At 67.9% G+C, this 13816-nt stretch carries 8 protein-coding genes; 6 read left to right on the top strand and 2 right to left on the bottom strand.

Annotated elements, in window-relative coordinates; translation table 11 throughout:
- Positions 1 to 130 precede the first annotated feature (130 nt).
- From E1H18_RS12585 to E1H18_RS12570, 4 genes are all read left to right on the top strand, one after another.
- The gene (locus E1H18_RS12585) at positions 131 to 721 is read left to right on the top strand and encodes a sigma-70 family RNA polymerase sigma factor (RefSeq protein ID WP_370526491.1); all 591 of its coding nucleotides are present in this window, start codon (positions 131 to 133) and stop codon (positions 719 to 721) included.
- Entirely contained in the window at positions 657 to 1598 is a 942-nt protein-coding gene (locus E1H18_RS12580; protein WP_172268616.1) for a FecR domain-containing protein, read from the top strand. The genes E1H18_RS12585 and E1H18_RS12580 overlap by 65 nt, the downstream gene beginning before the upstream one ends.
- 91 nt (positions 1599 to 1689) lie before the next feature.
- Positions 1690 to 4659, top strand: coding sequence for a TonB-dependent receptor (locus tag E1H18_RS12575; protein ID WP_172268613.1), 2970 nt, complete (start codon positions 1690 to 1692; stop codon positions 4657 to 4659).
- 123 nt (positions 4660 to 4782) lie between these two features.
- Complete coding sequence (locus E1H18_RS12570) at positions 4783 to 6807, top strand: phosphocholine-specific phospholipase C (protein ID WP_172268610.1); 2025 nt, start codon at positions 4783 to 4785, stop codon at positions 6805 to 6807.
- Positions 6808 to 6861: 54 nt separating this feature from the next.
- Here E1H18_RS12570 and E1H18_RS12565 read toward each other — a convergent pair whose 3' ends face one another.
- Both E1H18_RS12565 and E1H18_RS12560 read right to left on the bottom strand, forming a co-directional pair.
- Positions 6862 to 8595 carry an amidohydrolase gene (locus tag E1H18_RS12565; protein ID WP_172268607.1) on the bottom strand — a complete coding sequence of 578 codons (1734 nt, stop codon included), beginning with the start codon at positions 8593 to 8595 and terminating at the stop codon, positions 6862 to 6864.
- Between the two features lie 121 nt (positions 8596 to 8716).
- Positions 8717 to 10216 carry a CoA-acylating methylmalonate-semialdehyde dehydrogenase gene (locus tag E1H18_RS12560; RefSeq protein ID WP_172268605.1) on the bottom strand — a complete coding sequence of 500 codons (1500 nt, stop codon included), beginning with the start codon at positions 10214 to 10216 and terminating at the stop codon, positions 8717 to 8719.
- Between the two features lie 85 nt (positions 10217 to 10301).
- Between E1H18_RS12560 and E1H18_RS12555 the strand changes: the two genes are divergently transcribed.
- Together E1H18_RS12555 and E1H18_RS12550 are read left to right on the top strand one after the other, a co-directional pair.
- The gene (locus tag E1H18_RS12555; RefSeq protein ID WP_172268602.1) at positions 10302 to 11192 is read left to right on the top strand and encodes a LysR family transcriptional regulator; all 891 of its coding nucleotides are present in this window, start codon (positions 10302 to 10304) and stop codon (positions 11190 to 11192) included.
- 214 nt (positions 11193 to 11406) lie between these two features.
- Positions 11407 to 13782, top strand: a complete 2376-nt coding sequence (locus tag E1H18_RS12550; protein ID WP_172268599.1) for a TonB-dependent receptor — start codon at positions 11407 to 11409, stop codon at positions 13780 to 13782.
- Positions 13783 to 13816 lie beyond the last annotated feature (34 nt).

Below are 13816 nucleotides of genomic sequence, written 5' to 3'. Positions count from 1 at the left end.
CACCTCCAAGACGAACTTCACCTTACGTCACACGACCTTCAAGCTTGGCTCTTAGGGACGACCGCTACCGAGGCCGGGCGGGCGGATGTTTCGAGTCGATCCAGATCGAACCAGATGGTTCTTGGAGTGCGTGCTGCCGCATGAGCCTGCGCTTCGCGCCTGGCTGTCCTCCAAGCGGCGGGTGGGCATCGACGTCGACGACATCATTCAAGAGACCTACACCGCCCTGGCCGCTCGCGAGACCGTCGAGGACATCGAGTATCCCCGGGCCTATGTCTTCAAGACCGCCCACGCCTTGGTCGTCCGCCACGTCCGCCGCTCCCGCATCGTCTCCATTCAGGCCAAGGAAGATCTGGAGTGGAGCGACGACGCCCCCTCCCCCGAACAGGTCGTGATCGACCGCGACGTGCTGCGGCAGGTGTCGGATGCGATCTCCGCCATGCCGGGCCAGGCCCAGACCGCCTTCGTGCTGCGACGAGTGCACGGCCTCTCCCAGCGCGAGATCGCCAGTCGGATGCGGGTTTCGGAGAACACCGTCGAAAAGCACATAGGCCGGGGACTTCGTTTTCTGCTGGATTGGGTTAGGGATGGCGGAACAGCCCCCGCTCAAACCTCTAAGCCCTCGAACACCCCGCCCCAGGACCCCGCCGCACTTGATGGCCGACCGCGAAACCAGCCAGAGCATCGACGCCGCCGCCGCGACGTGGGTGGCGCGTCGTGAACGCGCGCCGCTGAGCGTCGCCGAGCAGGCCGCGTTCGACGCCTGGCTGGCGGGCGACGATCGCCGGCCCGGCGCCCTGCTGCGGATGCAGGCGATCGACATGGCCAGCAGAGCGCCGGCGGAAGAGGCTCCCCCTCAACCCATGATCACCCGCCGCCGCGCCCTGCTGTGGGGCGGCGCCAGCGCAGCGGCGGCCGGGATCGCCGGCCTGGCGGTCACCTTGCAGGCGCCCCGCGCCCAGGCCACTCAGCGCGGCGAGGTCCGGCTGATCCCCCTGCCCGACGGCTCGACCATGACGCTGAACACCGACTCGGCGGCGCGAGTGAAGTATCGCGACGACCGCCGACTGGTGGAGCTGATCCGCGGCGAGGCCTTCTTCTCGGTGGCGCGCGACGTGCTGCGGCCGTTCGAGGTCGAGATCGCCGGCCGTCGCCTGACCACGGCCAGCGGCGCCTTCCGGGTCAGCCGTCTGGCCGACGCTCCGGTCGAGGTCACCGTTCAACAGGGCCAGCTCAGCGTCACCGGCGGCGCGGCGCGCCCCGTCGTGCTGGACGCCAACAGCCGCATCGCCCTGAGAGCCGGCGCGCCCCCGGCTGTGCGGCCGATCTCGGCTCGCGACGTCGAGCGCGACCTGGCCTGGCGCGAGGGCAAGATCGCCTTCAAGGGCGAGACCCTGGAGGACGCGGCGCGAGCCTTCTCGCGCTACGGCGACCCGCGGGTGACGATCGCCGATCCCGAGCTGGCGCGCGAACCGATCACCGGCCTGTTCGCCGCCAACGACCCTGCCGGCTTCAGCCGCACCATCACCGTGGCCCTTGACGCCACCATGACCCGACGCGGCGACGAGATCGTGCTGTCGCGCGGCGCTTCCCATTAAAGTTTCGTGACGGCTGGCGGAGACTTTCCGCCAGCGCCTCTTAGCCGCCGACACGCCGAGCGTAACGCGGCGACAACGGGGCTCAAGAACGATGACTTGCTACAAGACCTTGCTTTGCGGCGGCGTGGCCGCGGTCGTCTGCGTCAGTGCGCAGGCCCACGCCCAGGCGCGCCGGTTCGACATTCCGGCCCAGCCGGCGGTCACCGCCATTCCGGAATTCGCCCAGCAGGCCCAGATCCAGGTCATCGCGCCGGCCCGTGACCTGGCTGGCGTCACCACGCCCGCCGTTCGCGGTGAAATGGACGTCCGCGCCGCCCTCCGGCAGCTGATTTCCGGCACGCCGCTGCATATCGCCCGCGACGAAGGCGCCATCATCACCCTACGCTCGAACCTGCGCGCGCCCGGCGGCAAGAGCGGTGGCCTGTCCGGCCGCCAGATCGACCTGCCCGCCGACGCCGCGCCGATGGCCTCGGACGCCTCTCAGGTCGAGGAACTGGTGGTCGTGGGCGGCCGCCTGCTGGAGCGCCGCGCCGTGGCTGCGCGTCGCGAGAGCACGCAGATCATGGACTCGGTGACCTCGGACGAGCTGGGCCGCCTGCCCGACTACAACATCGCCGAGGCGCTGCAGCGCCTGCCTGGCATCGCCTTTCAGGACAATCGCGGCGAACCGCGCTTCGTGACCGTCCGCGGCCTGGCCGCCAACTACAACCTGACCCTGGTCGACGGCGTGTCGGTGGCCGTGCCCGACGGCGGCGGTCGGCGGATGCTCATGGACGTCCTGCCCGCCTCGCTGGCGGCCAGTATCGACGTCTACAAGAGCTTCACGCCCAACCTGGAAGGCGGCGCGGTCGCCGGCCTGATCGACATCAAGACCCGCGGCGCCTTCGGTCAGAAGCTGGGCCTGCGCATCGAGGCCGAGGTCGGCGAGGACCTGCTGAACCGTGACGGCCCCAAGGGCTCCAAGCCGCGGGGCGGCGTCGGCTTCAACTATGCGGGCACGTTCGGATCCTCGGACCAGTTCGGCCTGGTGGTCTATGCCGACTACCAGAAGCGCACGCTCTACACGCCGCAGGCCGAATATGCCGGCTCGTCGGGCACCCGCTACTACTACGGCGCCGACGGCAAGGACGCCGGCCAGCCGGGGACCGTCTCGGGAACCTATCCGGGCGCGGCCGAGCCGGTGCTCTCCAACCGCCGCTGGCACTTCTATTACAACGAGCGCGACCGCTACAGCGGCGGCGGCCGCCTGGAATATCGCAGCGGCGACAACGACGTCCTGTTCGTGCGCGGCTTTCTCAGCAACGCCAAGGACGACGAGGTGCGCCAGACCAGCCTGTGGGAGCATTCGGGCGGCGGCGCGCTGACCAACCGCACCGCGCACGGCGGCACGATCACCGGCGCGGCCAGCGCCGCGATCCGCGAATATCCGGTCGACATTCACTACGATCGCGCCGTCTGGGCCCTGACGGCGGGCGGCGACCACAAGCCCGCGATCGCCGATGTCTCCTGGCGGCTGAACTATTCCGGCGCCAAGCACCGCGAGACCCAGGAACTGGTCGAGTGGCAGCAGAAGAGCGCCGTGGCCGGGGCCTTCACCTACGAGCGGGTCGGCAACGTCTACACCATGGCCCCGCTCAATCCCGATCAGTTCTACAACTACAACAACTACGCCGCCGTCCGGCAGCTGTACGAGAACCGCAGCCTGGACGCCGACATCTACGAGGCCAAGCTGGACCTTGGGCGCGACCTGGACGTGGCGGGTGGCGGCTGGCGCCTCGCCGGCGGCCTGGGCGCGCGGCGCGAGGACCGCGGCTACGACGAGGACTTCAACACCTACAATCCCGCCACGGGCAACGCCTTCACCCTGGCGGTCTCCGGGGCGCTGGAGAAGGACAGCTGCCTGCGCCCGCCCGGCGCGCTGAAGGGCCAGTGCATGGTCGTCATCGATCCCGGCGTGGCGCTGCGCAGCTTCTTCGCCCACCTGGCGGCCAACCCCGGCCAGTGGATCAACAACCCGCAGCTGGATGACGACCAGAAGTCGGACTACGGCATGAAGGAGACCGTGCTCAGCGGCTACGGCATGATCCGCTATGCCGGCCAGCGCTGGAACCTGACCGCCGGCGTCCGCTACGAGGACACCAGCACCGAGGCCACCGGCCGTCGCAAGGCCAACGGCGTCTGGGGCGACACCCAGAACAAGGGCGGCTATCACGACTTCCTGCCGTCGATGACGGTCGACTACCGGGTCAACGACCAGCTGCGGATCCGCTCGGCCTATTCGCGCACGGTGGGCCGTCCGGCCTTCTCGGACGTGGCCCCGCGCGGCGAGACCCTGAACAACAACGAGAGCGGCTATGTCCTCAGCCGCGCCAATCCGAACCTGCGTCCGCGCCGGTCGGACAACCTGGACCTGGCCTTCGACTGGTTCTTTCCCAAGAACGCCGGCGTGGTCTCGCTCAGCCTCTTCTACAAGAACATGAAGGACGAGTTCCTCACCACCACCGAGGACATGACGATCGACTGGCAGGGCAGCCAGGTGACGGCGACCGTGACCCAGAAGATCAACGCGGGCGAGCCGATCGACTTCAAGGGCGTGGAGCTGAACGTGGTCCGCGACCTTGACTTCGTACTGCCGCACGCCCTGCGCGGCTTCACCATCTCGGGCAACGTCACCTATGTCGACGTGGACTTCTTCCAGACCATGTCGGACGGCAAGATCCACCAGCCCAAGACCATGTCCTGGCAGCCGGACATCACCGGCAACGCCGCGCTGTCCTACGACCGCGGTCCGCTGTCGATGCGCGTCGCCTACACCTATTCGGGCGAAACCCTGGTGGCGACCAACAACTCCACCGCCTCGCGCAACAAGTACCGGGGCGACCAGGGCCTGCTGTCGCTGTCGTCGAACTATCGCTTCAGCGACAACCTGATGCTGCGCCTGACCGCCAACAACCTGACCAACCAGAAGCGGACGGAATGGGTGGGCTGGAACCAGGAAATCCCGCAGCTGACCCTGGAGATGGGCCGCTCCTACGCGATCGGCCTGACCTACCGGTACTGACCCCTCTTCGACCGGATCGCGCCTGGTAAGCCCCGGTCGCAAGCTGACCCCGATCGCCGGTCCCCTGGCGGTCGGGGTCGTAGCTTTTCCCCCCAGAATTCAAAGAGCGCAGGAGCGCCTTCCATGACCCAGATCGATCGCCGCGGCCTGTTGGCCGGCCTGGCCGCCGCCACGAGCTTCCCCGCCCTCGCCCGCGCCATGGGCATCGCCCCAGACGTGCGAACGGGCACGATCCAGGACGTCCAGCACGTGGTCATCCTGATGCAGGAGAACCGCTCGTTCGATCACTACTTCGGCACGATGAGCGGCGTGCAGGGCTTCTCGGATCGGCATCCCGCGCCCGCCCCGCCGATCGAGGACAAGGCCCAGCGCGACGTCTTCCTGCAGCATGACGGGATCAGCGGCGGTCCGCGCTGGCTGGCGCCGTTCCCGCTGAACGTCCGCCAGACCTTCGCCCACATGCGGGTGAAGGGCACGCCGCACAGCTGGCCAGACGCCCAGGCGGCCTGGGACCTGGGCCGGATGGGTCGCTGGCCCGAGGCCAAGCAGGCGCACGCGATGGGCTATTTCGATCGCGCCGACATCCCGTTCCAGTACGCCATGGCCGACGCCTTCACCCTGTGCGACGGCTGTTTCTGCTCGCTGCAGATGGGCACCAACCCCAACCGCCTGATGCTGTGGAGCGGCGGCATCGACCCAACCGGGCGACTGGGCGGCCCCGCCGTCGGCAATTCCCATGACAGCCTGGCGCCGCCGCACGGCAAGGGCGCGCCCGTCCCCTACCGCTGGACCACCTATGTCGAGCGCCTGCAGGCCGCAGGGGTCGACTGGCGCATCTACCAGGACATGGCCGACAACTACACCGACAACCCGCTGGTCGGCTTCGAGGCGTTCCGCAAGGCCTTCGCCGGCGAACCCGGCTCGGACCCGCAGTTGAAGGCGCGCGCCCTGACCACCCGGGCGCTGGACGGGCTGAAGGCCGACGTGCTGGCCGGCCAACTGCCGCAGGTGTCCTACATCATCGCCACCGCCAAGGGTTCGGAGCATCCCGGTCCGTCAAGCCCAGCCCAGGGCGCGGCCTATACCGCCGAGGTGATCAACGCCCTGACCGCCAATCCGGAGGTCTGGGCGCGCACGGTCCTGATCGTCAATTTCGACGAGAACGACGGCTTCTTCGACCACGTGCCGCCGCCGGCCCCGCCAACCCGCAACCCGCGCGGCGAGCTCCTGGGCGCCTCGACCGTGGCGCTGGACGGCGAATACCACCATGTGCCCAGTCCCGCCGACGCCAAGCAGGACAGGCCGGAGTATGTCGGCCGCCCCTACGGCCTGGGCCCGCGTGTGCCGATGTACGTCCTGTCGCCCTGGAGCCGTGGCGGGCGGGTCAATTCCGAGGTCTTCGACCACACCTCGGTGATCCAGTTCCTGGAAAAGCGGTTCGGGGTCATGGAGCCAAACATCTCGCCCTGGCGGCGGACGGTCTGCGGCGACCTGACCTCGTGCTTCGACTTCACCGGCCGCGATCCGGCGATCGTGTCGCTGCCCAATCCGGCCGAGGACGCCATGCGCGCCGCCGCCCTGCCCCGCCAGACCACGCCGCCGATCCCGGCCATGCCGGCCCGCCCCCAGCAGGTCGAAGGCTTCCGCCCTGCCTGCCCAGCTGCCTACGATCTGGAGTGCGAGCTGACGGCGCGTGAGGACGAGGTGCTGCTGGCCTTCCTCAACAAGGGCGCACGCGGCGCGGTCTTCCATGTCTACGACCGCCACGCCCTGGACGCCGGTCCTCGCCGCTACACCGTCGAGGCCGGCAAGCGACTGGATGGAATCTGGGCGCGCACTGGCGACGACAGTCGCTACGATCTGCAGGTGATGGGCCCCGAAGGCTTCCATCGCCGCTTCGTCGGTGCAGGACAGAAGAGCGTGTCGGCCCGCCTCGACCTGCGTTCCGAAGGCGTGGCCGTGACGATCGTCGGCAAGGGAAAGGTCATCGTGACCGACCACGATGGCCGGCGCGAAACCCGCACCCTGCACGGCCGGCCGGTCAGCCTGACCCTCGCGTGGACCGACGCCAACCGGCGTTACGATCTTGCCGTCGAACAAGACGCTAGCCGCCTCGAGTTCGCAGGACGGGCGCCGGCGAAGGCCTGAAGCTTCTCGGGCGCGTCCAACTCCGCGGACGCGCCCGGCGGCGAGCCTGGCGGCCTAGCGCTGGTAGGCGACCTTGCCGTCGACGATCGTCATGTCGACGGGGATATCGGCCAGCTTGGCCTTCGGCGCGGTCAGAGGATCCTGCGCCAGCACCACGAAATCGGCCAGCTTGCCCACCTCGATACTGCCTTGCGTCTTCTCCATGAAGTTGGCGTAGGCGGCCCAGGTGGTGAACATGCGGATGCCGTCCATCACCGAGATGGCTTCCTCGGGCTGGGTGACCGTGCCGAACTTGGTGTCGCGGTTCACGGCCCGGGCGATCGAGAAGAGCGGATAGGTCGCGAAGTTCTGGGTGCCGACAGTGTCGACCCCGCCAGCCGGGTGGAAGCCCCGGTCGATCAGCGTCTTCATCGGGAAGAACTTCACATCCGGCTCCTTGACGTTGACGTCGGTCAGTCGCCACAGGAACGCCGGCTGCGGCGAAGGAATGATGTGTCCTTCTTTCATCCGCTTGAGGCGTGTCTCCGTCCGCTCCGGATCCTGGACCAGGAAGTGGGCGAAGTGCTCGATGCGATAGCGCGGATCGGGGCGCGGATAGGCCTTCTTTGCGGCCTCGTAGGCGGTCAGCACCATGTCCTGGCCGCGGTCGCCGTTGGCGTGGATCTGCACCTGCCAGCCGCCCTTGGCCGCCTCGATGACGGCGTCATTCAGCTGCTGCTGGGTCATGCTGGCGCCGCCGTAGTTGTTCGGCGTCCAGGTGGTGCCCGCGCCATTCCAGACCGGCTTGTAGACCGCCGCCGTGGTGCCCCAGACGCCGTCGATGACGTACTTGATCGCGCCGACGCGCAGCCAGTCATCGCCTTGACCCGGGGTCAGGTTCGCCTTCTGCAGCGGGGCCAGCAGCGAGTCAGAGCCGTCCGTCGCTGAGGTCACGCCTGGCACGGCCTTGGCGCGCAGCATGTAATTCATGCGCACCCGGGTCGGCAGATGGCCTTCGGTCTTCAGCTCGCCATAGGCCTTGTAGGCGTCCATGTCGGACATGTCCGAGACCGTGGTCACCCCGCGCTTGAGGTAGAAGTCGCTGAGGATGTAGCGCAGGGCCTCCTTCAACTCGGTTGGGTTGAAGGCCGGCGACTTGTCCTTGGGCCATGGCGCGGGGGCGTCGCGGATGATCGACACCTCGCCATCGGCGGTGCGCTCATAGCGGCCGGTCGCGCCGGCGGGCGGGTCGGCGAAGTCCTTGCCCATACCCATGACCACCGCGGCCTTGTGGTTGATCAGGTGGTCGTGGACGCTCCACTGCAGGTCGACGGGATTGTCCGGGAAGGCCGCGTCGATCTCGGCGCGGGTCGGCATGACCTGGTTGTAGGTGCCCTGCCCGGTCAGCCAGGCGCCCGGCGGCAGCTTGGCGGCGGCTTCCTTGAGACGGGCGATCACGGCGGCCCCGTCCTTCAGCGGCGGAACCTGGATGTTGATGTAGTGGGCCTCGACATTGGCCATGCCAGCCACGTGCGAGTGGGCGTCGATGAAGCCCGGCAGCAACGCGCGGCCCTTCAGGTCGATCACTTGGGTCTTTGGCCCGCGCCAGGCCGCAACGTCACCGACCGCCGCGATCTTGTTGCCGACCACCGCGACCCCCGTGGCCACCGTATCCTTGTCGTCGACGGTGATCACCTTGCCGTTGATGAAGACCAGATCCGCCTTGGTCGCGGCGAACGCCGATCCGCAAAGGGCCGTGGTCGCCAGCAAGGCGAGCCCCGCGAGAACGGTTTGGGCTGGACGGCGCATGCGGAGCTCCCCTCTTCATCTGAAATCTATGACGCCGATGATGTCCCGCTCCGCACCCAAGGCGGAGTTGAAATTCCGGGCGTGGGCGGTGTTCTTTCGACACCGCCCAGCATCCCGGCGATCACCGCATGGTGGGGATCACCAAGCTCTGGTCCAGCACCGCCCCGCCCTTGGGCCAGCGCTGGGTCACGGTCTTGGTGCGCGTGTAGAAGCGCACCCCGTCCATGCCGTACTGGTTCAAGTCGCCGAAGCCCGAGCGCTTCCAGCCGCCGAAGCTGTGATAGGCGACCGGCACCGGGATCGGCACATTGATCCCGACCATGCCCACCTCGACCTGGTCGGCGAACTCGCGGGCCGCGTCGCCATTGCGGGTGAAGATCGCCACGCCGTTGCCGTACTGGTGGCGCGAGGCCAGGGCGATGCCCTGCTCCAGGCTCTCGGCGCGGACCATCTGCAGCACCGGGCCGAAGATCTCGTCCTGGTACGAACGGCTGGTCGGCTGCACGCGGTCGAACAGGGTCGGGCCGACGAAGAAGCCCTCCTCATGGCCTTGCAGCGCGAAGCCTCGGCCGTCGACGACCAGCTCGGCGCCCTCATCGACACCCATCTGGATGTAGCTCTCGATCCGGGCCTTGTGAGCGGCGCTGACCACCGGGCCGTAGTGGGCGTCGGCGTCAGTGCTGACACCGACCCGCAGTCCGCCGATCGCCGCGACCAGCTTCTCGCGCAGGGCCAGGGCCGTCTTCTCGCCGACCGGAACGACCACCGGCAGGGCCATGCAACGCTCGCCGGCCGAGCCGTAGGCCGCGCCGATGATGTCGGCCGTGGCCTGATCCAGGTCCGCGTCGGGCAGAACGACCCCGTGGTTCTTGGCGCCGCCCATGGCCTGGACGCGCTTGCCGGCCGCCCCGGCGCGCTGGAACACCGACTGGGCGATGTCACTGCTGCCGACGAAGCTGACGGCCTTGATGTCGGGGTGATCCAAGATGGCCTCGACGCAGTCCTTGTCACCGTGGACGACGTTCAGGATGCCCGGCGGCAGGCCGGCCTCCATCATCAGTTCGGCCAGGCGCACCGGCACGGACGGGTCGCGCTCGGAGGGCTTGAGGATGAAGGCGTTACCGCAGGCGATGGCCGGCCCCATCATCCACATCGAGATCATGGCCGGAAAGTTGAACGGGGTGATGCCCGCCACCACGCCCAAGGCCTGACGCATCGAATAGACGTCGATGCCGGGGCCGGCGCCTTGGGTGTGCTCGCCCTTCAGCAAGTGAGGGATCCCGCAGGCGAACTCGATGACTTCCAGGCCGCGCTGGATGTCGCCCTTGCTGTCGGCGATGACCTTGCCATGCTCCGACGACAGCAGCTGCGCCAGCTCGTCCATATGGACTTCCAGCAGACGCTTGAACTCGAACATCACCCGGGCGCGGCGTTGCGGATTGGTCGCGGCCCAGGCCGGCTGGGCGGCCTTGGCGTTGGCGACGGCGGCGTCCAGCTCGGCGGTCGAGGCCAGGGCTACCCGCGCCTGCACCTTGCCGGTGTTAGGGTCGAAGACGTCCCCGAAGCGGCCGGACGTACCCTCGACGGCGGCGCCGTCGACGAAGTGGGGGATGCTGCGCATGCAAGGCTCCTGAGGTTATGCCTCTCGACTAGCTCAGCGCATATGTGCAGCAATAGACCCCGATTTCGCGACTTGAGCTGCAAAAATGCAAACTCTCAATTGGAACGACCTACGTTTCTTCCTGGCGGTGGCGCGCGGCGGCGGCCTGCTGGCGGCGGCCCGACGGATGGAGGTGGACCAGACGACGGTCGCCCGTCGGATCTCGGCGCTGGAGGCGGCGACCGGGGCGCGGCTGGTCGACCGCTCGCCGCGCGGCGCAGTTCTGACCGGTCAGGGCCTGGCTCTGGTCGAATATGCCGAGCGCATCGAAGCCGAGACCATCGCCGCCGCCGAACGTCTGGGCGTCGAGGGTCAGCCGCTGTCGGGCACGGTGCGCCTAGCCACGCCAGAAGCCTTCGGGGCCTGGCTGGTCGCGCCAGCGGCCAGGGCCTTTCACGACCAGTATCCGGGCCTGCAGCTGGAGCTGGTCCCGGAGTCGCGAACCGTGAACCTCTCGCGCCGCGAAGCCGACATCGCCATCACGCTGAGCCGGCCGACCCAGGGCCGCCTGGTCGCCCGTCGGCTCGCCGAATACACTCTGGGTCTCTACGCCTCACGCAGCTATCTGGACGAACATGGCCCGCTGGAAAGCCTTGCCGACCTGCCGGGGCGGCCGTTGGTCTGGTACATCGACGAGCTGATCGACGTGCCCGAGCTGCGCTACCTGGACCAGGTCGCCGACGGAGCCCCGACCATGTTCCGCTCCAACTCGATCACCGCTCAGCAGTCGGCCATCGCTTCGGGTCTGGGCTTTGGGGTCCTGCACAAATTCGCGGCATCGCAGGATCCGCGCCTGGTCAGGGTGCTGCCCGACGCCCTCAATCTGAGGCGAAGCTACTGGCTGTGCGCTCACGCCGACCAGGCCAGAATTCCCCGCGTCCGGGCGGTGATGGACTTTCTCGCGGCCCAGACAGCCGCGCGCCACAAGGATCTTTGACGCCGTCGCGTCGCCGTTGCGACGACAGCCTTCAGCGAACAGCGGTGTCGATTTGACACCACCGCGACCGTGTTTCTCACCTTACGGAACGCGATCTTGCTGGAACTCTCGTGGGCACTGAGCGGCGAGCCGAAACGGGCGTTCCGACGGAGGGCCAAACCCTTCGAGCGCCGGCTCAGCGGTTCAAGACTGGCGCAGGACAAGGGGGATAACGATGCTTCGCGACAGAATTTCAAAGCAGGTGCTTTTGGGCGGCGCGGCGATGGCGATCATCGGCGGCGGACAGGCCATGGCCCAGACCACCGAGGGCCAGCCCGCGATCGAGGAGATCATCGTCACCGCCACCAAGCAGAGCACGGCTCTGTCCAAGACCCCGATCTCGATCGCGGCCTATTCGCAGGAGGCGCTGGACAAGCGTGGCGTGCGCGACATCCGCGACGTGATCAACCAGACCCCCGGCGTCGACATCACCCGCAGCGGCGCGACCCGCGTGACCATCCGCGGCATCGACTCCACGGCCGGCGCGGCCACCTCGGCGATCTATATCGACGACACACCGGTGCAGGCCCGCAACGCCTCGCTGAACTACAACGGCAGCACCCTGCCCTTCATCTTCGACCTAGAACGGGTGGAAGTGCTGCGCGGCCCGCAGGGCACGTTGTTCGGCGCCAGCTCGCAGGGCGGCGCGATCCGCTTCATCACCCCCACGCCCAGCCTCACCCGCTACAGCGGCTATGGCCGAGCGGCGGTCAGCACGACCAAGCACGGCGGCGAAGGTTACGAGTTCGGCGTCGCCGCGGGCGGTCCGATTATCCAGGACAAGGTCGGGGCGCGGATCAGCTTCTACCACCGCGAGGATGCCGGTTGGATCGATCGCCAGAGCTGGCAGAACCCCGCCAGCCGCGACGAGGACGTCAACAGCAGCGCCGCCACCGTCATCCGCGCCGTGCTGACCATTCAGCCCACCGACTGGCTGACGATCACGCCCAGCATCTATCACCAGAACAGCAAGTTCGACGACCGCACGGCCCTGACCACCCGCTGCCCGGCGACGACCGGCTCGGTGATCAATCCGACGATGGTCCCCTGCCCGCTGGGCGTCTCGGACCCCGGCGCGGGCAAGTTCATCAGCTACGCCTCGATCCCCCAGCCCAGCAGCGACCACTTCACGGTGCCGGCGCTGAAGATGGTGGCCTCGGCCGAAGGCCTGGACTTCACCAGCGTCAGCTCGTTCTTCAAGCGTCACGTGAAGGAGACGAACGACGCCACCCACGGCAACGATCGCACCTCGTTCGGCAACGCCTATCTGTATCCGGTGACGCCGGGCTTCCCGCAGTCGATCACCTGGCAGAACCCCAACATCTTCCAGAACCTGTTCACCCAGGAATTCCGGGTCAACAACACCAACCCGGACGCCCGCCTGAAGTGGAGCGTCGGCGCGTACTTCTCGCGCAGCTCGCTGCGCTCTGACCTGCCGATCAACGAGCCGCACTACAACGCGCTCTACCTGGTCCGCTACGGCCGCACGCCCCAGGCCGCCGGCGTCCCCGCCCTGGTCAACGGCATGGCCCGCTACTACGGCAACGAGTGGACGGTCGAGAAGACCACCGCCGTCTTCGCCAACCTGGACTACAAGATCCTCGACAACCTGACCCTGACCCTGGGTGGCCGCTACTCGAAGGACATCCTGGATTTCGATGTGCTGGAGCGCGGCGTCTCCTATGCCGGCGGCGTGTCGCGGGCCTCGGGTTCGATGACCACCAAGCCGTTCACGCCCAAGGTCGCCCTGTCCTGGCAGGCCACCCCCGAGGCGCTCTATTACGCCTCCTACGCCCGCGGCTATCGGACGGGCGGCGTCAACAAGGCGCTGCCGGACATCTGCGCCACCGAGGCCTCGGCCCTGGGCATCGGCAAGGCCGCGACCTACGAGCCCGACACCACCGACAGCTACGAGATCGGCGCCAAGAACCGGCTCTTCGGCGGCAAGCTGCAGTTCGAGGCCAGCGCCTATTACATCGAGTGGAAGAACATCCAGCAGCAACTGCGCCTGACCTGCGCCTTCAGTCTGGTGGCCAACACCGCCAGCGCCACCAGCAAGGGCGTGGACATCAACCTGAACGTCCGGCCGGTCGAGAACCTGCTGCTGGGCCTGGGCGTCGGCTACAACGACGCGACCTACGACAAGACCATCCAGATCGGTACGGCCCCCGTGGTCATCGCCGGTCAGACGCTGGGCCAGACGCCTTGGACGGTCAATCTCAGCGCCGAGTACCGCTTCACCGTGGCCAATCGCGAGAGCTTCGTGCGGGCGCAATACAACTATCGCAGCGTCAATGACGGGCCGTTCCTGTACCAGGTCCCGACCGCCACGACCTACGACCCGCGCCGTCCGCTGCCGTCCGAACCCACGACCCTGGACCTGCGGGCCGGCGTTGACTTGGGCCCGGTCAATCTCTCCATTTACGGCGAGAACATACTCAACAACGTCGACTACATCGCCGAGTCGTCGACCTATGTGAACGGTCCGCTCTGGACCGGCGCCACGCTTCGCCCGCGCACGATCGGCCTTCAGGTCATCGCTCGTTACTAGAAGCAAGAGGGCGCTGGGCCGGAGTCTCCTCCCC

This window comes from Caulobacter sp. RHG1 (genome assembly GCF_013181195.1).
Classification (GTDB): domain Bacteria; phylum Pseudomonadota; class Alphaproteobacteria; order Caulobacterales; family Caulobacteraceae; genus Caulobacter.
Note: the sequence above shows the minus strand (reverse complement) of the source record. Positions and strands in the feature narration are given on the sequence as shown.

What these genes read in the sequence shown, in the direction of transcription:
- E1H18_RS12580 (WP_172268616.1), top strand. Translation starts at nt 657, where the DNA reads ATGGCCGACCGCGAAACCAGCCAGAGCATCGACGCCGCCGCCGCGACG.
- E1H18_RS12550 (WP_172268599.1), top strand. Translation starts at nt 11,407, where the DNA reads ATGCTTCGCGACAGAATTTCAAAGCAGGTGCTTTTGGGCGGCGCGGCG.
- E1H18_RS12575 (WP_172268613.1), top strand. Translation starts at nt 1,690, where the DNA reads ATGACTTGCTACAAGACCTTGCTTTGCGGCGGCGTGGCCGCGGTCGTC.
- E1H18_RS12555 (WP_172268602.1), top strand. Translation starts at nt 10,302, where the DNA reads ATGCAAACTCTCAATTGGAACGACCTACGTTTCTTCCTGGCGGTGGCG.
- E1H18_RS12565 (WP_172268607.1), bottom strand. Translation starts at nt 8,595, where the DNA reads ATGCGCCGTCCAGCCCAAACCGTTCTCGCGGGGCTCGCCTTGCTGGCG.
- E1H18_RS12570 (WP_172268610.1), top strand. Translation starts at nt 4,783, where the DNA reads ATGACCCAGATCGATCGCCGCGGCCTGTTGGCCGGCCTGGCCGCCGCC.
- E1H18_RS12560 (WP_172268605.1), bottom strand. Translation starts at nt 10,216, where the DNA reads ATGCGCAGCATCCCCCACTTCGTCGACGGCGCCGCCGTCGAGGGTACG.